Consider the following 22,333-nt stretch of genomic DNA (forward strand, 5'->3'; position numbering starts at 1 on the left):
ACAGCGACCCAAAAAAGCACTCTCCGGAGTGCTTTTTTTATGCCTGAAATCCAATCTCACAAACCCCCTCGATCCCTGTGGGAGCTGGCTTGCCAGCGATAGCGCCGGGTCAGCCACCACATCTGGCACAGTTAATACCGCCATCGCGGGCAAGCCCGCTCCCACAGTTTTTTACAGTGTTCTTGCGGCACAAAAAAAGCACCCCGAAGGGTGCTTTTCTTTACAACCGGCTCAAGCCAATCACTGCTGCGCTTGCGACAGGACCAACTTGCCTTCCTTATCCACAGGAATCTGATTCCCCGGATCGCGATCCATTCGCACTTTCCCCTCTTTGCCATCCAGCGAGTACCGCACGTCGTAACCCACCACCTTGTCGCTGATGTCATTCACCGTATTACAACGGGTCTGAGTCGTGGTGTAGGTGTCACGCTCCTGCATGCCCTCCTGAACCTTGTTACCGGCGTAACCACCGCCGACCGCGCCTGCAACCGTGGCAATTTTCTTGCCGGTGCCGCCGCCGATCTGGTTACCCAGCAAACCACCCGCCAGGGCGCCTACTACCGTACCGGCGATCTGGTGTTGATCTTTCACCGGCGCCTGCCGGGTGACGGTGACGTCCTTGCACACTTCACGTGGAGTCTTGATTTGCGTCTTGACCGGCTCAACGGCGAGCACTTGCGCGTACTGCGGACCGTTATCTTTAACCAGGCTGTAGGTGGCCACAGCACCCCCGGCAGTGACACCGACAGCACCCAGTACAGCACCAACCAGCATCGACTTGTTCACATGAACCTCCTGACCATCACATGCGGGACGCGCCCGCGCTTCTCCCAGCCTTGGAGCATAAAAAAAGGCGCGAGTTCAACTCGCGCCTTTTTGGACTACATCTCTGAGAGAAACTTCACTCAAGGACGGTCGTCGACTTCCTTCTCGGTATTGACCGTAGGAATCAGGTCTTCCGAGCTCAGGTTCAGCCAGATCAGCACCACGTTGGCGATGTAGATCGACGAGTAAGTACCCGCCAATACACCCACCAGCAGCGCCAGGGAGAAGCCGTACAGGTTGTCGCCACCGAAGAACAACAGCGCCGCAATGGCCAGCAAGGTGGACACCGAAGTCGCGATGGTCCGCAGCAGGGTTTGCGTGGTCGAGATGTTGATGTTCTCGATCAGGCTGGCCTTGCGCAGTACGCGGAAGTTCTCACGAACCCGGTCGAATACCACGATGGTGTCGTTGAGCGAGTAACCGATGATCGCCAGTACCGCCGCCAGCACCGTCAGGTCGAAGGTGATCTGGAAGAACGACAGGATACCGATGGTCACGATCACGTCGTGGATCAGGGAAACGATCGCACCAACAGCGAACTTCCACTGAAAGCGGAACGCCAGGTAGATCAGGATGCCGCCCAGCGCCATCAGCATGCCGAGGCCGCCCTGATCGCGCAGTTCTTCACCCACCTGCGGGCCGACGAACTCGACGCGTTTGACCGTCGCCGGGTTATCGCCGCCGACCTTCTGCAGCGCTTCGGCTACCTGATGACCCAGTTGCGGATCTTCACCCGGCATACGCACCAGCAGATCGGTGGTCGCACCGAAGTTCTGCACGATGGCTTCGTGGTAACCCGAGGTAACCAACTGCTCACGCACCTTGGTCACATCCGCCGGACGCTCGTAGGTCAGCTCGATGAGCGTACCGCCGGTGAAGTCCAGACCCCAGTTCATGCCTTTGGTGAAGACACTGAACAGGGCCAGCAACGTGAGGAACAATGTGACGCCGAACGCGAAGTTGCGAACGCCCATGAAATTGATTGTACGTAACATGGCAGCCCCTTAAATCCACAACTTCTTGAAGTCACGACCGCCGAAGATCAGGTTGACCATCGCGCGGGTGACCATGATGGCCGTGAACATCGAGGTCAGAACCCCGAGGGACATGGTGACGGCGAAGCCCTTGACCGGACCGGTACCCATGGCGAACAGGATGCCGCCCACCAGCAAGGTGGTCAGGTTGGCGTCGAGAATCGCGGTGAATGCGCGGCTGAAACCTTCATTGATGGCCCGCTGTACGGTCATGCCCGCGGCGATCTCTTCACGAATCCGCGAGAAGATCAGTACGTTGGCGTCGACCGCCATACCCATGGTCAACACGATACCGGCGATACCCGGCAGGGTCAGCGTTGCACCCAGCAGCGACATCAGGGCCAGCAGCAGCACCATGTTCACACCCAGCGCAACGGTGGCGATGATGCCGAAGAAGCGGTAGATGGCCATGATGAACAGCGAAACGAACAGCATGCCCCACAGCGAGGCATCGATACCTTTGGTGATGTTGTCCGCACCCAGGCTCGGGCCGATGGTGCGTTCTTCAGCAAAGTACATCGGAGCGGCCAGACCACCGGCACGCAGCAGCAGCGCAAGTTCCGACGATTCGCCCTGACCGTTCAGGCCGGTGATACGGAATTGAGCACCCAGCGGCGACTGAATGGTCGCCAGGCTGATGATCTTCTTCTCTTCCTTGAACGACTGCACCGGTACGTCTTTCTCGACGCCATCAACCACTTGCTTGGTGTAAGTGGTCACCGGACGCTGTTCGATGAAGATTACCGCCATGCTGCGGCCCACGTTCGAACGGGTCGCACGGCTCATCAGCTCGCCGCCGTGACCATCCAGACGAATGTTCACTTCTGGGGTGCCGTGCTCGCCGAAGCCAGCCTTGGCGTCAGTTACCTGGTCGCCAGTGATGATCAGGCCACGCTCGATCTGTGCCGGCGGACGCTTGCCTTCACGGAATTCGAAGGTTTCGGAAGTGGCTTTCGAAGCACCCGGCTCTGCAGCCAGACGGAACTCGAGGTTGGCCGTCTTGCCGAGGATACGCTTGGCTTCTGCGGTGTCCTGCACGCCCGGCAGCTCAACCACGATGCGGTTGGCGCCCTGACGCTGGACGATCGGTTCGGCAACACCCAGCTCGTTGACGCGGTTACGTACCGTGGTCAAGTTCTGCTTGATGGAGTATTCGCGGATTTCCGCCAGCTTGGCCGGGGTCATCGCCAGACGCAGCACCGGTTGACCGTTCAGATCGGCCGGAACAATGTCGAAGTCGTTAAAGCTCTTGCGGACCAGTACACGGGCCTGTTCGCGGGTCGCTTCGTCAGTGAAGCCCAGCTGAATGGCACCGTTGAGTTGCGGCAGGCTGCGATAGCGTACTTTTTCTTTACGCAGCAGGCTCTTCACGTCGCCTTCGTAGACTTTCAGGCGTGCATCGAGAGCTTTGTCCATGTCCACTTCCAGCAGGAAGTGCACACCACCGGACAAGTCCAGACCCAGCTTCATCGGATGCGCGGCCAGGCTGCGCAGCCATTGCGGGGTGGTTTGTGCCAGGTTCAGCGCGACGACGTAGTCATCACCCAAAGCCTTGCGCACAACGTCCTTGGCAGGCAACTGGTCTTCAGCCTTGACCAGGCGAATCAGACCGCCTTTGCCACCAGCCGACAGCGAAGCCGCCTTGACGTCGATGCCGGATGCCTTGAGCGCAGCGCTCACGCGATCCAGATCAGCCTCGGTGACCTGCAGCGCAGTGCTTGCGCCACTGACCTGAATGGCCGGGTCATCGGGATACAGATTGGGAGCGGAATAAATCAGACCGATCGCCAGCACCGCCAGGATCAGAATGTATTTCCACAGAGGATATTTGTTCAGCATCACGCCGCCCGTTTATGACGCGGGGCGCCTTGCGCGCCCCGTCGATTGAGAATGAAGTTGAAGCTTTTAGATCGCTTTCAGCGTGCCTTTTGGCAGCGTGGCGGCGATGGCGCCTTTCTGGAACTTCATTTCGACGGTGTCGGACACTTCCAGCACCACGAAATCATCGGCAACCTTGGTGATCTTGCCAGCGATGCCGCCGGTGGTCACAACTTCGTCACCCTTTTGCAGGCTGCTCAGCAGATTCTTCTGCTCTTTGGCGCGTTTGGCCTGTGGACGCCAGATCATCAGGTAGAAGATGACCAGGAAGCCGACCAGGAAAATCCACTCAAAACCGCCACCCATAGGGGCTGCAGCTGCCGGTGCAGCACCGTCTGCCATGGCATTAGAGATAAAAAAGCTCATTTAGCACTCCAGTTGCAAATGTTGAATCTTGGGGTCAGAAAACTCAGTCCAAAGGCGGAACAGGCAATCCGCGTTTGGCGTAGAAGGCATCGACAAAGGCGGCCAATGTACCCTGTTGAATAGCCTCGCGCAAACCAGCCATAAGCACTTGATAATGGCGCAAGTTATGGATGGTATTGAGCATGCTCCCCAGCATTTCGCCGCACTTGTCCAGGTGATGCAGATAAGCGCGGGAGAAGTTCTGGCAGGTATAGCAATCGCAGGTCGGATCGAGCGGCGAATCATCATGGCGATGGAACGCGTTACGGATCTTCAGCACGCCGGTATCAATGAACAGATGCCCATTGCGGGCATTACGGGTTGGCATCACGCAATCGAACATGTCCACACCGCGGCGCACACCCTCCACCAGATCTTCCGGTTTGCCAACGCCCATAAGGTAACGAGGTTTGTCAGCCGGCATCATGCCAGGCAGATAATCCAGCACCTTGATCATTTCATGCTTGGGCTCGCCCACCGACAGGCCGCCAATGGCCAGGCCATCAAAGCCGATTTTGTTCAGGCCTTCGAGCGAGCGCATGCGCAGATCCTGGTGCATGCCGCCCTGAACGATACCGAACAGCGCCGCCGTGTTGTCGCCATGGGCGTTTTTCGAGCGCTGGGCCCAACGCAGCGACAACTCCATGGAGATGCGAGCGACGTCTTCGTCGGCCGGGTACGGCGTGCATTCGTCGAAAATCATCACGATGTCCGAGCCCAGGTCGCGCTGGACCTGCATCGACTCTTCCGGGCCCATGAACACTTTGGCGCCATCGACCGGCGAGGCGAAGGTCACGCCCTCTTCCTTGATCTTGCGCATGGCGCCCAGGCTGAACACCTGGAAACCGCCGGAGTCGGTCAGAATCGGGCCTTTCCACTGCATGAAATCGTGCAGGTCGCCGTGCTTCTTGATCACTTCGGTGCCAGGGCGCAGCCACAGGTGGAAGGTGTTGCCCAGAATGATTTCAGCGCCAATCGCCTCGATATCCCGCGGCAGCATGCCCTTGACCGTGCCGTAGGTGCCCACCGGCATGAAGGCCGGGGTTTCGACGGTGCCACGGGGGAAGGTCAGGCGACCACGACGAGCCTTGCCATCGGTGGCAAGCAGCTCAAACGACATGCGACATTCGCGACTCATACGGTTTCCTCTGGGCCTGGCTCTTTAGGACCGGCAGGCGCGGGGTTACGGGTGATGAACATGGCATCACCGTAGCTGAAAAAGCGGTATCCGTTGTCGACCGCGGCTTTATAGGCCGCCATGGTCTCGGGGTAACCGGCGAACGCCGAAACCAGCATCAACAGCGTGGATTCGGGCAAATGGAAGTTGGTGACCAAGGCATCGACCACATGAAACGGCCGGCCCGGGTAAATGAAGATGTCCGTATCGCCGCTGAACGGCTTGAGCACGCCATCACGGGCGGCGCTTTCCAGGGAACGCACGCTGGTGGTCCCCACCGCCACTACGCGACCGCCGCGAGCGCGGCAGGCAGCCACCGCATCCACCACGTCCTGGCCGACTTCCAGCCATTCAGTGTGCATGTGATGGTCTTCGATCTTCTCGACCCGCACCGGCTGGAACGTACCCGCGCCCACGTGCAAGGTCACGAACGCCGTCTCGACGCCCTTGGCGGCAATCGCCTCCAGCAGCACCTCATCGAAATGCAGCCCCGCCGTCGGCGCCGCCACCGCGCCCAGGCGCTGGGCGTAAACAGTCTGATAGCGCTCGCGGTCGGCGCCTTCATCGGGGCGGTCTATATAAGGAGGCAACGGCATGTGCCCGACACGGTCGAGCAGCGGCAGGACTTCTTCGGCAAACCCCAATTCGAACAGCGCATCGTGACGCGCCAGCATCTCGGCCTCGCCACCGCCGTCGATCAGGATCTTCGAACCCGGCTTTGGCGACTTGCTGGAACGCACATGGGCCAGCACGCGATGACTGTCGAGCACCCGCTCCACCAGGATTTCCAGCTTGCCGCCGGAAGCCTTCTGGCCAAACAGCCGCGCCGGAATCACCCGGGTATTGTTGAACACCATCAAGTCGCCCGGGCGCAAATGCTCAAGCAAATCAGTGAATTGACGGTGTGCCAGGGCGCCGCTGACCCCATCGAGGGTCAACAGGCGACTATTGCGACGCTCGGCCAGTGGATGGCGGGCAATCAGCGAATCGGGGAGGTCGAAAGTAAAGTCAGCAACGCGCATGATGGGGTTCGTCTAGCAGGGCCGGGAAGTCTAGCGGAATTATGGAAAATTCTCCATGTACCTGATTGACCAGCGGTATTCACCTCTCTATACTCCGCGGCCATTGCCCTGATGGCGGAATTGGTAGACGCGGCGGATTCAAAATCCGTTTTCGAAAGGAGTGGGAGTTCGAGTCTCCCTCGGGGCACCAAGTTTAAGAAAGGTCTTGCTTAGCAAGGCCTTTTTTTTCGCCCCCAGAAAACCACCCGGCACACCCCTCACCCGTAGGAGCTGCCGAAGGCTGCGATCTTTTGCTCTTGCTCCCCCTGCCCCCTTCGCAGGAAGACCAATTCACAAGGATACCCCCCCATGGAATTACACCTGGAAACCGTCGCCCTCTACTCCCTCAAACTCGCCTACGAAACCGAAGACCAAAGCCCGATTCTGCGTGATGACCTGGTGATGGGTGATTACCAGCGGGATGTGTTTGAGCTGCTGGTGCGGCGTGGGGATGTTGAGGGGATTCAGGTGAAGGTGGGTGAGTGTGTGGGGTTGGCGTTGGAGGCGGTTGGGGGTGTGGATAAGCCGTTGGGGCGGGAGTTGGGGAGGTTGTTGAAGGCATTGGCGGGGGCTCAGGCTTTTGAGCAACTAGATGACCTGATCGTTGCTCTGAAAGACTATTTAAAAGATATTCAATGAACAAACCGGGACTTTAAGGCAATAGCTGGACAGTCGGACTGACGTCAATCGCAGCGACTTATACGATAAACCTGCTCATCTTACTCGCCCTTCTTTTCCCTGCTTTTTACTGTCTACCTGCGTTTAGCCAAGTCCGCTTACGGCAGGTGGGAACGATACCAACTGAAATCCTCAACCTCTTTGATTACGTCACAGCGGCACAACCTGTGCATCTATACAGGCAAGGGGCCGCGTTGCTTTGAAATTCAATTCATAACCCTTGCTTCATTTTGCCATCATGAAGATAATCGCATTTTTCTTACTCGGAACGGACCCCGTCGTGATAGAGAAATTTGCCGGCGAAAATTACAAAGCCTTTAAAAACTTCGAGCTTCAATTCAAAGCATTGACGATATTACTAGGCTCCAATAGTACGGGTAAGAGTGCAATAGTTAATTCTTTGCTCATGCTTTCACAATCAGCCAACCCAAACGTGCGATCTGAATCCCCACTCCGCTTAAATGGCGGAAAAATCGGGATGGGTGAGGCACTTAATATCATCACCGATAAAAGCCCACACAACCGCCTTTCATTTAGTTTTACAATTGGGGAAAACTCAGGGCTTGGTGATCGATATCAAGAATTCCGCAGCAGCGCAACAGAAAGCTACCAATTCCTGATGCAGCATATAGGAAGTATGCTAAAAGACGTATCTTCAGGGCGAATTGTTGATCGAACCCTAAGTGAGCTTTCGAAATTTAGTCCGAGAAAATGTAAGCCTGAAGATATTGACTATACGGAATTCGGAAAAACCTTCGCCGCCGCTTTGAAACTCTATCGTTCTTGTGTGGACTCCAAAGGCATAGAGTCGATCTTTGGCTCCGAGGTTGGAAAGTTCATTAGCAAAACCTCGATCCAGAAAATCACTGACTGCTTCGAGGGAATCCTAAGTTTAGATACGCGATTAATTTGCCCGGCTCGATTCAAGTACGAATTCTCTTACGATCAAAAATCCAATAGTCTAAAGATCTCTGAATATACCCAGTGGAACAAAGATAACAGCATTATCTTTAGAGTCTCGGCAACCAAAGACAAAAAATACAAACTAGACTCTGAGATATATGATACGGGCATTCTGAATAGATCACGGCACGATATTTTTCGAGTAATGAATTTCGACTCACTGAGAATCGTACAAGGCCATATCGCACCTATGTATGACAGTTGGTCCTTCTCATTTTTAAGAAACAGCCCGAATCCATTTGCAGGATTATTTGCTGGATTGCTTGCAATGTCTTCTCGTCATCTACTAGAAGAAATCTCAACACAACAAATAAATCATGTAAGCCCGTTACGTGCATTTCCGCAGCGTTATTATCTGTTAGACAAGACTATACATCACAAGCAATTAAACGCACTTGAAGGGACAGAGCTTGCCGAAATCCTGAAAAACAATCCTGCCATAAGGAAAAGCATCAACCGCCTGTTTGCTAGATACAACATCGCAATCGACATCGAAAAAGTTAATGACATTATTCACCAGATTATTGTGACACAAGATTCTGTGCGCCTTGAGTTAACTGACGTTGGATTCGGAATTTCTCAAGCGCTGCCTATTCTGGTTCAAGCGCATCTTTCCCCTAAGAACTCTTTGACTATAATCGAACAACCTGAAATCCACTTGCACCCTAATATGCAAGCTTGGCTGACAGACGCCCTGATAGATATCGCACTATCACAGCAGAAAAAATTTCTGATTGAGACGCACAGCGAAGCACTAATTCGACGTATGCGCTTGAGGATTCTAGATGCAGATTCCGCATTAACGGAGGACGACGTCAAAGTCTACCACCTACACCGCGCAGAAATTAAAGGGCGAACGATAATAGAAGAAATCCCAGTAAATGCTGATGGCGATATAAAATGGCCATTAGACTTTATGGATGCAGAGATCAATGACACCCTTGAAATACAAAGACTTAAAGCGATTAGGTTGTCGCAGGAGGCCATTAGTAGTTTAATGGAGTCCAATAATGGCTAACGCTCACTGTGTATGTCCAAAATTTTTGCAGGACAACATACGAAACTCAACCGTATATACGGATGTGTTTATTGGACAACTGCTTCATTCTGACGATCAAATTGTGTTGGATCGAGAAGAAATCTTGGTTTCAGCTTACTTGAACGCGGTGAAGGAAGATCCAGAAGCCTTCCAAAATTTCATGATATGGAAGAAGCTTTTGGATTCACGACCTCAAGGTAAAATGCTTCTATCTAACTCTGGCGAAGCATCAACCAGCGTCGAAGTTGTATACAACACCATCTCCCAGGCAATAACACGGCATGACAAGGTAATTATTGCCGCCGACAACAATCATTATGCCGCACTGTTTAGCTTGATTGAGAAAGGGGGAATAAACCTTCTGAACCTCAATTCATTTCAAGCTCGCCCAATAGCCATACCCAATAAAAAGCTTATAGGGTTTAGTAAGTTTGAAAACGACTTGGATTGGGTTTTGGAACGAATCGGTAGAACATGCCGAAAGAGCTACTCAGAAGATGATGACAACGATCATGTAAGAGACTTATTAGATGCCAAGGGATACAGTATTAAGGACCAGACTCGAGAAGGCCGGTCAGCCACCGGACTCAGCGCGGGCGAGCTCGATCTGGCCGTCATGAATTGTGGCAGCCTTTACACAATCATTGAAGCCATGAAGCTCTCAACGATGAGAGAATCCTATATAGATGAGCATTATCGAAAACTGATTACAAACTACAACCCTTTATCGGTAAAGAGAACTTACCTTGTGACTTACTACACAGGCAAGAACTTTCATGACTGGTGGCGGAAATACAAAGACTACATAACCACCATGGATATTAAGAAAGTAACCGACAAAGAGAAAAGCTCTAACGACTCCACCGAAGAACAAGAAACTGACCTGCATGGATTGAAGAAACTCCACAATCATATCACTGTCGAAGGCGAGCACTCTGTGTGCGCCCACTATGCAGTGAGAATTGATAATTGATTTTTCTTTAGCTCATAAAAGCTTGAAGATTAAAGATACCAATTGATCACAGAAGAGGGGTAGACACGAGTGTCGCCCCCTTAAAGGCCAACTTACTACTCTTTAATGGTCACGATTACGGAGTCAACACTTGAACCTCGATGGAGGCTACCTGCTTTACAGGAGTTAATTAAGTGATTCGTAATTCCTGAGCCAATTTGAAACGACGAACTTTTAATTAGACTCATAGATTGCTTTCGGTCGTAGTACCGCAAGCTATCACCCAACTTTCGCTCTAGTCTGATAGCGGCCTTGAGCGTTGCGACGGCCATACGTGCAACAAACAAGTCGAGGAGATAACCCTTTTCCGTCTTGGTTGGTTTGGCCAAGGTTGCAGGAAAAAGATCTGCACGATACTCTCCTACCCGTCGCTGCCAATTCAGCGACCGGGTGTGGTAACCCGTTGTATTAAGGCGCTACAGCGCCCCCATCACGTATGCCGGCGTTTTTTTATGCCCGCAGACGTGAGTTATGGCGGCTGTGCGTGGGACGCCCTCGGGCGTGCCGGTTTCCTTGATACCCGGTTTACCACCCTGCGCACAGCTGTCACCCATTCGTGTGGTAACGAACGTGGCAGCTCCTGAAGTTTCGTATCAAGGAGTTAGATCATGCGCAATAGAAATCCGTACCAAACCTGGCCTTCCCCTCTACGCAATCCCCAATCGCGTAACCCCCTCCCCCATTGCCTCTCCCTCACCGGAGGTGGCAAATGACCGAACAGCCCGAACTCAAAACCATCGGCCTGACACCCGCGATCTATTGCGCGGATCAACCGCTGTTCCATGTCACTCGCGACGTTCCGCTCGGTGATGCGTTGAGCATGGCTTCCGATTTTCTGTTTCTTGCCAAGGCGCTGACCAAGGACTCGGCTTTTATCAGGGACACGGATTATCACGCCTGGGCGGCGCATTATTTGACGGCGATGAGTAAGGCGCTGGTGGATGATGCGGTGAAGGTGTTGACGCGGGATCGGACGGCTGTGCCGACACCGAAACGGGCTGAGGCGCAGGCTGAGGAATAGTCGTTGTATCGCTGTGAGGTTAGCCCCGAGTGAATCGGGGCTTTCAGATCTCTGCCGCTCCCCCGTGTTGTGAATATGTGCACAACATCGGCCATCGATCCCCATCACTGGCGTTTCCCCCATACGAATCTAAGGTCAAATGACCATTCGACGAGGGACCGCAAATGATCAGGGCGCCGCTCACCGGCATCATGTGCTTTGCCGTCAGCCTCGCGGTGTTGGCGGCGGACGATAAGGGTCAGGACGGTTACTGGTACGTGCAGACCAGCGCCTACACCAAACACTGGACCCACGACCCCGAACACAACAACCATCAGGAATTGGTCGGCGTGGAGCGCGTCTACGGCGATGGTTTGCTGTGGGGCGCGGCGACGTTCAAGAATTCGTTTTATCAGCGCTCTTATTACGCCTACCTGGGCAAGGTCTGGGAGGACGAGCAGTATCCGGTTTACGTGAAGCTGAGCGGTGGTTTGATCGAGGGTTACAAGGGTGAGTACGACGACAAGATTCCGCTGAATCATTTTGGGGTCGCACCGGTGATCATTCCTTCATTTGGTGCCCATTGGGGGCCGGTGGCGGCGGAGTTCGTGGTGCTGGGTGGGGCGGCCGGGATGGTGAATGTGGGGTTGAGGTTTTAGAGGGGCATCGTGTGTAGTGGCTGGCGGAGCCTGCGTTTGGCTTAACTGACAGGCATTAGGGCTAGCCCCGGGGTTTCGGGGCTTTTTGTGGGCGCTCGTCAATCGGGCAGCCGGCCAGGTCAAAGCAAATGCTGGGAAATCAGCTTCGACACTTCCACCATCGACGTCTTGCCGGTGAATTCGAATTTCACTTTCCCAAGCGATGAGAAGTAAATCTCCAGCTCGGAATCCAGGTCGAAGGTGCCTGAGGTTTCCACCGAGTACGCCACGATGTTTTTGTACGGCAATGAGGTGAAGTCTTTTTTGCTGCCGGTGATGCCCTGGACGTTGACCGAGATGATGCGTTTGTTGGTAAAGACCACACCGTCGCGCATGGATTTGTAGGCGTCGATGACGTGTTCGCCGTCGATCAGCAAGGCGGACACGCGTTCGGCGTATTCGTCGTTTTGCTTGAGCTTGAAGAATCCTTTGTTGTTGAAATCAATCATGTGTCTTTCCCTGTTTATCCAATGAACGGCTTGAGCCTGACTTCATAGCGTATTTCGTTCGATATTGCAGGCCTATAGAGGCATTGGGCCGCCGATCACTTAGCGTAAACCAGAACATCAAAATGACGCTTCATGAGACCGTGGAAATATGACTCGATCCCGTACATCCAAGCGTTTTACATGCACTCGACTGAAAGCATTGGCTCTTATGATCACTTGAACATCATTTGGCGTATCACTACTTTCGATTGCACTGAAATCAATATCTCTACCCCGCTTCAACGCATCAGGATTTCTTGTATAAACACCTAAAACGCCGTCCTCCCTTTGCCTTGAGTATCTCGCCGCTGTCTTCTTGAACGGGCTGGTATACAGCCCTGCACCTTCTGTGGCCCGGGAATTCCGCCCTTGCCGATCGAGATTGAGGCCAAACATCAGGCTGTTGTGATTTTTGACATCGGAGCCATGCATTCCAATCAAGGTGTCTGCAAAATTGGGATTTTGGTTGTTATCAAACTGAATGAGTGATGGCGCGGACCTCCTTCTTCTTGCAACCATCTCAGTGGCGGTCAAGGGAGGTTGAGACCGGTGCAAGGGCATCAGCATTTCGCCAAATTCTTGCTGGATCTTTATGTGTAAGGGCTTATAGGGTTTGGCCACTGTTCCAAGTAAATAAGCCTTCATTGCAATGAGACTTACCCGCCCCGAGGGATCGATCCGATTAGGGGGATTGCCTGCGCAATATCCGTAAGCATTCAACCCGCCTTTTCCAAACGGGCTCAAACTGTCCGGACGACTAAAGCGCATCAAAATCGGGTTGAATTGCCGGTAGCCATTGCCCAAATGATAGTGCCCAGTCGTCACGTCCGGTCGTTCGCCGTTGTATCCGAGCAGACTGAACAAGCTGCCGCCCGTGCAACGATGGCCGTAGGGTGTGTAGGCGAATTGCCCACGGCGTTTTTCGTTGATGGCGACAAGCACCGATCGCTGCTGATCAGTTACCAGCAAGCTGGTTTCAACATTGGAATCTGAGTGCTTTTGTTGCGCCAAAAGCTGTTCATCAAATTGGAAGAAAACGTGCCGGACCGTGTCATGGATTTCGGTGGCCAAGCGGGTTTTGCAGTAGAAACGCTGAATAGCGGATTGACTGAGAGATTTGCTCTCGACCAGGCGATCCAGTGGGTCATAGTGATATCGACACAACGGGGTTTCACGAAATGACGTTGGCATTGTCGATTCTCTAAACGATGCTCATGACCAGCATCGTATTTTTTTCAATCGTTGCCCACTACCAGAACTGCTAGGCCTGAGTCTCCAAAATTCCATAGCTGTTCCATGTCACTCGCGACGTTCCGCTCGGAGAGGCATTCCAAAAGTTAAAGCACGAAAGCAGGCCTTCGTCGCATCCCGGGGTTTATTAACGTTTCTGATCCCCGGTTTTACCCCCAAATCTGATGCTTTTTTCTGACACACAACCCCTGTTATATATCCCCATCGACAAGCCCCTCCCGGGCATTGCGTCGCTGAGCAAATCCCCCGCACCACGCTCATCTAGACTCAATGGATAGTCGTAGGCAGAACCGAACACGTCGCTTTTGTGCAGGTATAGAAAAAGCGCCGTGGCAAGCTGCCTTAATGCCCTTTACGAGGCACGGCGAAGACCGTGCCGGGCACAACAAGATGCCCGCCAAGGGTGCCCTGGCCACCGGCCGAAGCCACGATACCGTGACGTGGTGTGAATGCCGCAGCCGACACTTTCGGACAACCGACAACCATAGGGTTTGTCCGTGACCGTGAGGATTGCTGAATGCCTGATGAGAGTTTGCACCTGTCTGTGGTCAACACTCTGCTGGAGCGCCATAAGGGCACTCCCGGCGCGCTGTTGCCGATTCTTCATGATATTCAGGAGCGCATCGGCTATATCCCCGATGCCGCCGTCCCCGAGATTGCCCATGCGCTGAACCAGAGTCAGGCCGAGGTTCGCGGGGTGATCAGCTTCTACCATGACTTCCGTACCTCGCCGCCGGCCCGCCATATTCTGCGTTTGTGCCGCGCCGAGTCGTGCAAGAGCCGTGGGGCCGAGCAGTTGGCGGCGCAGCTGCGCGATCGTCTGCAACTGGATGACCACGGCAGCAGCGCCGATGGCAGCATCAGTTTGCGGCCGGTGTATTGCCTGGGCGCTTGCGCCTGTTCGCCGGCGCTGGAGCTCGATGGCCGGGTGCATGCGCGGCTCAGTGCCGAGCGTCTGGATGCCCTGCTCGATACTTGCCGGGAGGACGCGTGATGCCGACTCTTTATCTGTCGACCGATTCGCTGGCCCGTGCGGTTGGCGCCGATGAGGTGTCCACGGCGCTGATCACTCAGGCCAAAGAACGCAATTTGCCGCTGGAGCTGCAGCGCACCAGTTCCCGTGGCCTGTACTGGCTGGAACCGCTTCTGGAAGTGGACAGCCCGCAAGGCCGGATCGGCTTCGGTCCGCTGACGGCGGCCGACGTGCCGTCCGTGCTCGAGGCGCTGCAAGCCCCCTCCTCCAGCCATCCACTGGCCTTGGGCCTGGTGGAAGAGTTGCCTTATCTCAAGACTCAACAACGCCTGCTGTTCGCCCGCGCCGGCATTACCCGGCCGCTGTCCCTGGACGATTACCGAGCTCATGGCGGTTTCGAGGGTTTGAGTCGGGCTGTTGCCATTGGCGGCGAGCAGACTGCGACCGCTGTTTTCGATTCGGGCCTGCGTGGCCGTGGCGGCGCGGCCTTCCCTGCCGGGATCAAGTGGCGCACGGTGCGTAGCGCTGAGGCTGTGCAGAAGTACATCGTGTGCAACGCCGACGAAGGCGACTCCGGCACCTTCGCCGACCGCATGCTGATGGAAGGCGACCCTTTCCTGCTGATCGAAGGCATGGCCATTGCCGGTCTCTGCACCGGCGCCACCTTCGGCTACATCTATGTGCGCTCGGAATACCCGGATGCCGTGGCCACTTTGCGCCAGGCGCTGAACCTCGCGCGTGAGGCCGGTTACTTGGGCGCGAATGTCGGCGGCAGCGGGCAGGCGTTCGATCTGGAAGTGCGCGTCGGTGCCGGTGCGTACATCTGCGGTGAAGAAACCGCGCTGCTGGACTCGCTGGAAGGCAAGCGCGGGCTGGTTCGTGCCAAGCCGCCGATTCCGGCGCTCAAAGGTTTGTTCGGCTTGCCGACGCTGGTGCACAACGTGCTGACGCTGGCCTCGGTGCCGCTGATTCTGGCCAAGGGTGCGCAGTTCTATCGCGATTACGGCATGGGCCGTTCCCTGGGCACGATGCCGTTCCAACTGGCGGGCAATATTCGTCATGGCGGGCTGGTGGAGCGGGCGTTTGGCCTGACTCTGCGCGAGCTGGTGGATGGTTACGGCGGAGGCACCGCCAGTGGTCGACCGCTTAAGGCTGCACAAGTGGGCGGCCCGCTGGGCACCTGGGTGCCGCCGTCGCAATTCGATACGCCTTTGGATTACGAAGCCTTCGCTGCCATGGGTGCGATGCTCGGTCACGGTGGCGTGGTGGTCGCGGATGACAGCCTCGATATGGCGCACATGGCGCGCTTTGCGTTGCAGTTCTGCGCCGAAGAATCTTGTGGCAAATGCACCCCTTGCCGGATCGGCTCGACCCGCGGCGTCGAGGTGATCGACCGTCTGCTCGCAGCACCGGACCAGAGCGGTCGCGACGAGCAGGCGATCATCCTCAAGGATCTGTGCGACACCCTGCAATACGGTTCGCTGTGCGCGTTGGGCGGCATGACTTCTTATCCGGTCGCCAGCGCCCTCAAGTACTTCCCCGCCGACTTCGGCCTGCAAGCCTCGGAGGCCGAGCAATGATCACTGTATTCGATCCGAAAACCGATATGGATCTCGGCACACCCGCTCGCGAGAGCGATGTGCAGATCACCCTGAACATCGACGGTCGCAGCATCACAGTGCCCGAAGGTACTTCGGTGATGCGCGCCGCTGCGCTGATGGGCACTACCATTCCCAAGCTTTGCGCCACCGACAGCCTGGAAGCCTTCGGCTCGTGCCGCATGTGCCTGGTGGAGATCGACGGCATGCGCGGTTATCCCGCGTCCTGCACCACGCCTGTCACCGAAGGCATGACCGTGCACACCCAGACGCCGAAGCTGGCGACCCTGCGCCGCAACGTCATGGAGCTGTACATCTCCGATCACCCGCTGGACTGCCTGACCTGCTCGGCCAACGGTAACTGCGAGCTGCAAACCGTGGCGGGCCAGGTCGGCCTGCGCGAGGTGCGCTACGGCTACGAAGGCGAGAACCATCTGAAGGATGTGAAGGACACCTCCAACCCGTATTTCGATTACGACCCGAGCAAATGCATCGTCTGCAACCGCTGCGTGCGCGCCTGTGAAGAAACCCAGGGCACCTTTGCCCTGACTGTCACCGGGCGTGGTTTCGAGTCGCGGATTTCGGCGGCTGGTGGCGAGGATTTCCTTGATTCCGAATGCGTGTCTTGCGGCGCCTGTGTGCAGGCCTGCCCGACCGCGACGCTGATGGAAAAAAGCGTGGTCGAGCTCGGTCAGCCTGAGCGCGCCGTGATCACCACCTGCGCCTATTGCGGTGTGGGCTGTTCGTTCCGCGCCGAGATGAAGGGCGACCAACTGGTGCGCATGGTTCCGGACAAGAACGGCCAGGCCAACCACGGCCACTCCTGCGTCAAAGGGCGTTTTGCCTGGGGCTACGCCACTCACCCGGATCGCATCACCAAACCGATGATCCGCAAGAACATCAGCGATCCGTGGCAGGAAGTCAGCTGGGATGAAGCGGTGAACTACGCCGCCAGTGAAATGCGTCGTTTGCAACAGAAATACGGTCGCGATTCCATCGGCGGCATCACCTCCAGCCGCTGCACCAATGAAGAAACCTATCTGGTACAGAAACTGGTACGCGCAGCGTTCGGCAACAACAACGTCGACACCTGCGCGCGGGTCTGCCACTCGCCGACCGGTTATGGCCTGAAACAAACCCTGGGCGAGTCCGCCGGCACCCAGAGCTTCGACTCGGTGATGCAGGCCGACGTGGTGCTGGTGATGGGTGCCAACCCGAGCGACGCCCACCCGGTGTTCGCTTCACAGCTCAAACGCCGCCTGCGTGAAGGTGCGCGACTGATCGTCATCGACCCACGACGTATCGACCTGGTGGACACGGTGCATGCCCGCGCCGAGCTTCACCTGGCCCTGCGTCCGGGCACCAACGTTGCGATGCTCAACGCCTTGGCTCACACGATCATCACTGAAGGCCTGCAAGACCAGGCCTTCATCGACGCCCGTTGCGAAGGCAGTGATTTCGCCCGTTGGAGCGAGTTCGTCAGCCGTGCGGAGAACTCGCCGGAAGCCATCAGCCCGATCTGCGGTGTACCGGCTGCCGATATCCGCGCCGCAGCCCGCCTGTACGCCACCGGCGGCAACGCGGCGATCTACTACGGTTTGGGCGTGACCGAGCACAGCCAGGGCAGTACCTCGGTGATGGGCATCGCCAACCTCGCCATGGCCACCGGCAACATCGGCCGCGAAGGCGTGGGCGTGAACCCGTTGCGTGGGCAGAACAACGTGCAAGGCTCCTGCGACATGGGTTCGTTCCCCCACGAGTTGCCCGGCTACCGGCACATCTCCAACGTGGCGGTGCGCACCGAATTCGAGCAGGCGTGGAACGTCACCCTGCAACCCGATCCGGGCCTGCGCATTCCCAACATGTTCGAATCGGCACTGGCCGGCAGCTTCAAGGGCCTGTACTGCCAGGGCGAGGACATCGCCCAGAGCGACCCGAACACCCAGCACGTGACCGCGGCCCTGTCGGCCATGGAATGCGTGGTGGTGCAGGACATCTTCCTCAACGAAACCGCCAAGTTCGCCCACGTGTTCCTGCCGGGCAGCTCGTTCCTGGAAAAGGACGGCACCTTCACCAACGCCGAGCGCCGCATCTCTCGCGTGCGCAAGGTGATGGAACCGCTGGGCGGCAAGGCCGACTGGGAAGGCACCGTGGCCCTGGCCAATGCCTTGGGCTACCCGATGAACTACAAGCATCCATCGGAAATCATGGACGAAATCGCCCGCCTGACGCCGACCTTCACCAATGTCAGCTATGAGGAACTGGAGCGCCACGGCAGCCTGCAATGGCCGTGCAACGCCCAGGCGCCGGACGGCACGCCGACCATGCACATCGAGGAATTCGTGCGCGGCAAGGGGCGGTTCATGCTCACCGGTTATGTGCCCACCGAAGAGAAGGTCAACAGCCGTTATCCACTGCTGCTGACCACCGGGCGCATCCTCAGCCAGTACAACGTCGGCGCGCAGACCCGACGCACCGAGAACGTCGCCTGGCATGACGAGGACCGCTTGGAAATCCATCCGACCGACGCCGAGAGCCGTGGCATCAACGAAGGCGATTGGGTCGGCATCGGCAGCCGCAGCGGCCAGACCGTACTGCGCGCGCGGGTGACCGAGCGGGTGGCGCCGGGCGTGGTGTACACCACCTTCCACTTCCCGGAATCGGGGGCCAACGTGATCACCACCGATAACTCCGACTGGGCGACCAACTGTCCGGAATATAAGGTTACGGCCGTGGAGGTCAGCCGCGTTTATCACCCTTCCGAGTGGCAGAAACGTTATCAAGCGTTTAGTGATGAACAGGACCGTTTGCTGAAGGATCGCCGTCAGGCACGGGGCGATAAAGCGGAGGTACGTCGATGAGCACGGACAATTTGATCAAGATGGCGAACCAGATTGCCCAGTACTTTGCCAACGAGCCGGACCAGCAGCAGGCAGTGCTCGGTGTGAGGAATCACATACAGATGTACTGGACGCCGGGGATGCGCAAGGAGTTGCTGGCGTGGCAGACGGAACATAAGGGGGCGGAGTTGCATCCGCTCGTACAAACAGCCGTGAGTGAGGCTGGCTGGGAGGCCTGAAACCCAATCCCGTGCCCCTACCCCTGTAGGAGCCGAGCTTGCTCGCGATGGACGTCAACGATAACGCGGGGTGTCTGAATGCCCGTGTCATCGTTGGCCTCCATCGCGAGCAAGCTCGGCTCCTACAGTGGGGGGTGTGCTTACTTGTCCCCCTCCGTCACCCGCACCGCAATCTCGATCGCCCGCACACTGATCGCCGCAAAAATCGCCGTCAACAACACCCCATTGAACCCCAGCAATATCGCCAACACCCGCGACAGCGGCAGCTTCGGCACCAGCTCGCCATACCCGATGGTCAGCCCCGTCACAAAGCCAAAATAGATCCCGTCAAACGGATCCCACCCCTCCAGATAACTGATGATCAACCCCACCGACACAATGATGATCAACATCGCGGAAAAGATCGGCCAGGCCAGTCGAAGGTAAAAGCCGACGGCTTTGTAGAACTCTCGACGGATGTGCGACGCGTGGGCGTGCTTCATGTCATGGCTCCCCGGGCGGCGGGCGAATGGGCGTCACAACAGCTTGGCACAAGTTGCGGAATGTGAAGGCGGACCAACGGCGCGGTGAGCCTTGAAATCCGCGATTAAGCTGGATGAATCCGGCCCTGGAGACCTCCCATGCCCAAACACCTGATCGCGCCGCTGCTGCTCTTCGTGTTCGTGGCCATCAGCGGATCGTCGTGCCACGACACCCGCCAGGACGACCAGGCCATACCGCCCAACGCCACCGGAGGCAGCGGCCGGATCATCCCGCCCCAACAACGCATGCCCTCGACGATGCCTCGGCCGCGGATGTAGCGGGAGGTTGTTGCTATTCGGTTTTAGCGGGCGCTTGGGTCTTGGTATCGCTTTTGGGGGCGTCAGGCACCTTGGGATTGGTAAACCCGGCCTTGGCGTTTTCCGCCTTGGACTTGTGGATATCACAGCCCTGCAATTCGCTCGCCTGAGTGCAGCCGGATCGCTCCAATTGTTTACGATATTTTTCGCTGATGGCGTACGCCGGGGATTGCGCGGCGATCAGCAGGACCAGCGCTGGCAGGATGAATTTGTTCATGTGCACCTCGTTTTGATCAACATTGCCGGGCGTCTACCGACGGTGCGGCAAACTCACTCTAGCCGGTGCAGTCGTCACCTGCGCTATCATCGCCCGCCTCTGCGCCTCATGAGTCTAGAACCTGGATGTCCGCCCCTCTGTCATCGCCTGCCGAAATTCAACCGTTGCCACCCGTGCTGGCCGGTCCGTTGTTGCGCCGCATGGAGCCGACGCGGCTGCTGATGTGGCTGGTGGGTTCGCGTGCGTTGGATTTGACGCTGCGTTTGCAGAATGTGGGGGATATTCGCCTCGATGCCGGGCATTGCACGGTGATCGCGGTGGGCACCCACGCCTTTGTGCATTTGATCGACGTGACGCTGGACAGCGCCCTGCCCTCGGATGAGTTGATCGAATACGACCTGTTGATAAGTGACGGAACGGGCATCGCTGACTGGGCGCCTCATCTGTTGTATGGCGATGCCATGAGCCCGAATTTTGTCCTGCGTTCGCGAATCGATCAGCTGCTGCACGGGTCGTGTCGCAAGCCCCATCACCCGGCGGCGGACGGTTTGCTGTGTGTGGATAACTTGCTGGCAGCGGCGCACGAACCTGCAGATCGCCCGGCGCTGTTGATGATGACCGGCGATCAGGTCTACGCCGATGATGTGGCCGGGCCGACGTTGCGGGCGATTCATGCCTTGATCGAGCGGCTGGGCTTGTTCGGCGAGCATCTGGAAGGCGCCGTGGTCAGTGACAGCGCCAAGCTCTATGAGCATCCGGCCAGTTACTACCATCGTGCGGATTTGTTACCGGCGCTTGAGAGCAACGAGACCCTGCGCGAGCGATTTTTCGGCGGTGCGCGTAAGCCGATTTTCACCAGCAGCAGCGCCGACAATCATCTGGTGACCTTCGCTGAAGTCATGGCCATGTACCTGCTGGTCTGGTCGCCGACGCCTTGGTCCCTGATCGCCCCGCAACCACCGACGCTGACGCCGCAAAGGCGCGAGCGTTACGCGCTGGAACAGACGCGTCTGGACGGTTTCAAGGCTGGCTTGGGTAAAGCTGCGCGTGCGCTGGCGCATTTGCCGACTTTCATGATTTTCGACGACCACGATATTACCGATGACTGGAATCTTTCCGCGCAATGGGAGGAAACGGCCTACGGCCATCCGTTCTCCAAACGCATCATCGGCAATGCGCTGATCGCTTATATGTTGTGCCAGGGCTGGGGCAACAATCCGGATGCCTTCGATGCGGTGCTGGATAAGGCTGGCAGTTTCAGCTCGACCGGCAGTGACGGCTATCTCGACAGCCCGGTGCAGGATGCGTTGATCGATGAGTTGCTGAAGTTCCAGCGCTGGCATTACGTGTTGCCCACTACTCCGGCCATGGTCGTGCTCGACACCCGCACCCGGCGCTGGCGCAGCGAGATGACCCTCAAGCAGCCGTCGGGCCTGCTGGATTGGGAAGCCCTTTGCGAACTGCAACAGGAACTGCTGGATCATCCGTCAGCGATCATTGTTTCACCGGCGCCGGTATTCGGCGTGAAGCTGATCGAAACCATACAGCGTGTGTTCAGCTGGTGCGGTTATCCACTGCTGGTGGACGCGGAAAACTGGATGGCCCATCGCGGCGCGGCGCAGGTGATCCTGAACATTTTCCGACACTCACGTACTCCCGGCAGTTACGTGGTGCTGTCAGGCGATGTGCATTATTCCTTCGTCTATGAAGTGCTGATCCGACACCGCAAGGCCGGCCCGCGCATCTGGCAGATCACCAGCAGCGGCATCAAGAACGAGTTCCCGCCGGCCCTGCTGGAATGGTTCGACCGCCTCAACCGCTGGCTTTACTCACCCCGTTCCCCCCTGAACTGGCTGACCAAACGCCGCCGCATGCGCATCGTGCCGCACATCCCCGAGCATGCAGAAGCGGGTGAACGGCTGTGGAACTCGGCGGGGATTGGGCAGGTGTTCTTTAATGAACAGGGACAGCCGCGGGAAATCTTTCAGCACAACGCCAACGGCGCGCCGAAAACCCGAATGGTCCCGCCCGAAAGCGACGCCACTCTGTAGGAGCGAGGCTTGCCCGCGAAGAGGGAGTGTCAGTCACCACAGTGCTGAATGCCCCACCGCATTCGCG

At 56.9% G+C, this 22,333-nt stretch carries 21 protein-coding genes and 1 tRNA gene; 12 read left to right on the plus strand and 10 right to left on the minus strand.

Annotated elements, in window-relative coordinates:
* Positions 1–240: 240 nt before the first annotated feature.
* The 6 genes from K9857_RS04375 to queA form a co-directional block, all read right to left on the minus strand.
* The gene (locus K9857_RS04375) at positions 241–786 is read right to left on the minus strand and encodes a glycine zipper 2TM domain-containing protein (RefSeq protein WP_224533655.1); all 546 of its coding nucleotides are present in this window, start codon (positions 784–786) and stop codon (positions 241–243) included.
* A 119-nt stretch (positions 787–905) separates the two neighbouring features.
* Complete coding sequence (gene secF, locus K9857_RS04380) at positions 906–1,820, minus strand: protein translocase subunit SecF (protein WP_224533656.1); 915 nt, start codon at positions 1,818–1,820, stop codon at positions 906–908.
* A 9-nt stretch (positions 1,821–1,829) separates the two neighbouring features.
* Complete coding sequence (secD, locus tag K9857_RS04385; protein ID WP_224533657.1) at positions 1,830–3,698, minus strand: protein translocase subunit SecD; 1,869 nt, start codon at positions 3,696–3,698, stop codon at positions 1,830–1,832.
* Positions 3,699–3,764: 66 nt separating this feature from the next.
* The gene (yajC, locus tag K9857_RS04390) at positions 3,765–4,103 is read right to left on the minus strand and encodes a preprotein translocase subunit YajC (RefSeq protein WP_110966483.1); all 339 of its coding nucleotides are present in this window, start codon (positions 4,101–4,103) and stop codon (positions 3,765–3,767) included.
* 43 nt (positions 4,104–4,146) lie between these two features.
* Complete coding sequence (gene tgt, locus K9857_RS04395; RefSeq protein ID WP_224533697.1) at positions 4,147–5,262, minus strand: tRNA guanosine(34) transglycosylase Tgt; 1,116 nt, start codon at positions 5,260–5,262, stop codon at positions 4,147–4,149.
* A gap of 14 nt (positions 5,263–5,276) precedes the next feature.
* On the minus strand, positions 5,277–6,341 hold the full coding sequence (gene queA / locus K9857_RS04400) for a tRNA preQ1(34) S-adenosylmethionine ribosyltransferase-isomerase QueA (protein ID WP_175375264.1): 1,065 nt from the start codon (positions 6,339–6,341) through the stop codon (positions 5,277–5,279).
* A gap of 105 nt (positions 6,342–6,446) precedes the next feature.
* Here queA and K9857_RS04405 point away from each other — a divergent pair.
* The 6 genes from K9857_RS04405 (at position 6,447) to K9857_RS04430 (ending at position 11,731) form a co-directional block, all read left to right on the plus strand.
* Positions 6,447–6,531, plus strand: a tRNA-Leu gene (locus K9857_RS04405).
* 158 nt (positions 6,532–6,689) lie between these two features.
* A complete protein-coding gene (locus tag K9857_RS04410) occupies positions 6,690–7,019 on the plus strand; it encodes a hypothetical protein (protein WP_224533658.1) in 330 nt (109 codons plus the stop codon).
* Between the two features lie 319 nt (positions 7,020–7,338).
* On the plus strand, positions 7,339–9,039 hold the full coding sequence (locus K9857_RS04415) for an AAA family ATPase (RefSeq protein WP_224533659.1): 1,701 nt from the start codon (positions 7,339–7,341) through the stop codon (positions 9,037–9,039).
* On the plus strand, positions 9,032–10,033 hold the full coding sequence (locus tag K9857_RS04420) for a hypothetical protein (protein WP_224533660.1): 1,002 nt from the start codon (positions 9,032–9,034) through the stop codon (positions 10,031–10,033). Before K9857_RS04415 ends, K9857_RS04420 begins: the two co-directional genes overlap by 8 nt.
* Before the next feature lie 748 nt (positions 10,034–10,781).
* On the plus strand, positions 10,782–11,093 hold the full coding sequence (locus tag K9857_RS04425) for a DUF3077 domain-containing protein (protein ID WP_224533661.1): 312 nt from the start codon (positions 10,782–10,784) through the stop codon (positions 11,091–11,093).
* A 164-nt stretch (positions 11,094–11,257) separates the two neighbouring features.
* On the plus strand, positions 11,258–11,731 hold the full coding sequence (locus tag K9857_RS04430) for a sn-glycerol-3-phosphate transporter (protein ID WP_411961542.1): 474 nt from the start codon (positions 11,258–11,260) through the stop codon (positions 11,729–11,731).
* A 119-nt stretch (positions 11,732–11,850) separates the two neighbouring features.
* On the opposite strand, the gene K9857_RS04435 is transcribed toward K9857_RS04430, so the two are convergent.
* Together K9857_RS04435 and K9857_RS04440 are read right to left on the minus strand one after the other, a co-directional pair.
* Complete coding sequence (locus tag K9857_RS04435) at positions 11,851–12,219, minus strand: PH domain-containing protein (RefSeq protein WP_095193791.1); 369 nt, start codon at positions 12,217–12,219, stop codon at positions 11,851–11,853.
* A gap of 117 nt (positions 12,220–12,336) precedes the next feature.
* Entirely contained in the window at positions 12,337–13,449 is a 1,113-nt protein-coding gene (locus K9857_RS04440) for an RHS repeat-associated core domain-containing protein (RefSeq protein WP_224533662.1), read from the minus strand.
* Positions 13,450–14,026: 577 nt separating this feature from the next.
* Here K9857_RS04440 and K9857_RS04445 point away from each other — a divergent pair.
* Genes K9857_RS04445 through K9857_RS04460 form a run of 4 tightly spaced genes read left to right on the plus strand, consistent with a single transcriptional unit; the run spans position 14,027 to position 19,159 of the window.
* A complete protein-coding gene (locus K9857_RS04445; RefSeq protein WP_224533663.1) occupies positions 14,027–14,503 on the plus strand; it encodes a formate dehydrogenase subunit gamma in 477 nt (158 codons plus the stop codon).
* Positions 14,503–16,062: a formate dehydrogenase beta subunit gene (locus K9857_RS04450; RefSeq protein WP_224533664.1), complete on the plus strand. Its 1,560-nt coding sequence runs from the start codon at positions 14,503–14,505 to the stop codon at positions 16,060–16,062. Before K9857_RS04445 ends, K9857_RS04450 begins: the two co-directional genes overlap by 1 nt.
* Positions 16,059–18,941 (plus strand): formate dehydrogenase subunit alpha, encoded by a 2,883-nt coding sequence (fdhF, locus tag K9857_RS04455; protein WP_224533665.1) that lies wholly within the window; start codon positions 16,059–16,061, stop codon positions 18,939–18,941. The genes K9857_RS04450 and fdhF overlap by 4 nt, the downstream gene beginning before the upstream one ends.
* Positions 18,938–19,159, plus strand: a complete 222-nt coding sequence (locus K9857_RS04460) for a formate dehydrogenase subunit delta (protein ID WP_224533666.1) — start codon at positions 18,938–18,940, stop codon at positions 19,157–19,159. The genes fdhF and K9857_RS04460 overlap by 4 nt, the downstream gene beginning before the upstream one ends.
* Positions 19,160–19,299: 140 nt before the next feature.
* Here the strand turns inward: K9857_RS04460 and K9857_RS04465 are convergent, their stop codons facing one another.
* Positions 19,300–19,641, minus strand: coding sequence for a potassium channel family protein (locus K9857_RS04465; RefSeq protein WP_224533667.1), 342 nt, complete (start codon positions 19,639–19,641; stop codon positions 19,300–19,302).
* A gap of 138 nt (positions 19,642–19,779) precedes the next feature.
* Between K9857_RS04465 and K9857_RS04470 the strand changes: the two genes are divergently transcribed.
* Entirely contained in the window at positions 19,780–19,959 is a 180-nt protein-coding gene (locus K9857_RS04470) for a hypothetical protein (protein ID WP_224533668.1), read from the plus strand.
* Between the two features lie 13 nt (positions 19,960–19,972).
* On the opposite strand, the gene K9857_RS04475 is transcribed toward K9857_RS04470, so the two are convergent.
* Positions 19,973–20,215 (minus strand): hypothetical protein, encoded by a 243-nt coding sequence (locus tag K9857_RS04475; protein ID WP_224533669.1) that lies wholly within the window; start codon positions 20,213–20,215, stop codon positions 19,973–19,975.
* 125 nt (positions 20,216–20,340) lie between these two features.
* Between K9857_RS04475 and K9857_RS04480 the strand changes: the two genes are divergently transcribed.
* The gene (locus tag K9857_RS04480) at positions 20,341–22,266 is read left to right on the plus strand and encodes an alkaline phosphatase D family protein (protein ID WP_224533670.1); all 1,926 of its coding nucleotides are present in this window, start codon (positions 20,341–20,343) and stop codon (positions 22,264–22,266) included.
* The last annotated feature ends 67 nt before the right edge of the window (positions 22,267–22,333 follow it).

This window comes from Pseudomonas sp. REP124, from assembly GCF_020164475.1.
GTDB lineage: Bacteria > Pseudomonadota > Gammaproteobacteria > Pseudomonadales > Pseudomonadaceae > Aquipseudomonas.

What these genes read in the sequence shown, in the direction of transcription:
- secF (WP_224533656.1), bottom strand. Translation starts at nt 1,820, where the DNA reads ATGTTACGTACAATCAATTTCATGGGCGTTCGCAACTTCGCGTTCGGC.
- secD (WP_224533657.1), bottom strand. Translation starts at nt 3,698, where the DNA reads ATGCTGAACAAATATCCTCTGTGGAAATACATTCTGATCCTGGCGGTG.
- yajC (WP_110966483.1), bottom strand. Translation starts at nt 4,103, where the DNA reads ATGAGCTTTTTTATCTCTAATGCCATGGCAGACGGTGCTGCACCGGCA.
- tgt (WP_224533697.1), bottom strand. Translation starts at nt 5,262, where the DNA reads ATGTCGTTTGAGCTGCTTGCCACCGATGGCAAGGCTCGTCGTGGTCGC.
- queA (WP_175375264.1), bottom strand. Translation starts at nt 6,341, where the DNA reads ATGCGCGTTGCTGACTTTACTTTCGACCTCCCCGATTCGCTGATTGCC.
- K9857_RS04410 (WP_224533658.1), top strand. Translation starts at nt 6,690, where the DNA reads ATGGAATTACACCTGGAAACCGTCGCCCTCTACTCCCTCAAACTCGCC.
- K9857_RS04420 (WP_224533660.1), top strand. Translation starts at nt 9,032, where the DNA reads ATGGCTAACGCTCACTGTGTATGTCCAAAATTTTTGCAGGACAACATA.
- K9857_RS04425 (WP_224533661.1), top strand. Translation starts at nt 10,782, where the DNA reads ATGACCGAACAGCCCGAACTCAAAACCATCGGCCTGACACCCGCGATC.
- K9857_RS04430 (WP_411961542.1), top strand. Translation starts at nt 11,258, where the DNA reads ATGATCAGGGCGCCGCTCACCGGCATCATGTGCTTTGCCGTCAGCCTC.
- K9857_RS04435 (WP_095193791.1), bottom strand. Translation starts at nt 12,219, where the DNA reads ATGATTGATTTCAACAACAAAGGATTCTTCAAGCTCAAGCAAAACGAC.
- K9857_RS04440 (WP_224533662.1), bottom strand. Translation starts at nt 13,449, where the DNA reads ATGCCAACGTCATTTCGTGAAACCCCGTTGTGTCGATATCACTATGAC.
- K9857_RS04445 (WP_224533663.1), top strand. Translation starts at nt 14,027, where the DNA reads ATGCCTGATGAGAGTTTGCACCTGTCTGTGGTCAACACTCTGCTGGAG.
- K9857_RS04450 (WP_224533664.1), top strand. Translation starts at nt 14,503, where the DNA reads ATGCCGACTCTTTATCTGTCGACCGATTCGCTGGCCCGTGCGGTTGGC.
- fdhF (WP_224533665.1), top strand. Translation starts at nt 16,059, where the DNA reads ATGATCACTGTATTCGATCCGAAAACCGATATGGATCTCGGCACACCC.
- K9857_RS04460 (WP_224533666.1), top strand. Translation starts at nt 18,938, where the DNA reads ATGAGCACGGACAATTTGATCAAGATGGCGAACCAGATTGCCCAGTAC.
- K9857_RS04465 (WP_224533667.1), bottom strand. Translation starts at nt 19,641, where the DNA reads ATGAAGCACGCCCACGCGTCGCACATCCGTCGAGAGTTCTACAAAGCC.
- K9857_RS04470 (WP_224533668.1), top strand. Translation starts at nt 19,780, where the DNA reads ATGCCCAAACACCTGATCGCGCCGCTGCTGCTCTTCGTGTTCGTGGCC.
- K9857_RS04475 (WP_224533669.1), bottom strand. Translation starts at nt 20,215, where the DNA reads ATGAACAAATTCATCCTGCCAGCGCTGGTCCTGCTGATCGCCGCGCAA.
- K9857_RS04480 (WP_224533670.1), top strand. Translation starts at nt 20,341, where the DNA reads ATGTCCGCCCCTCTGTCATCGCCTGCCGAAATTCAACCGTTGCCACCC.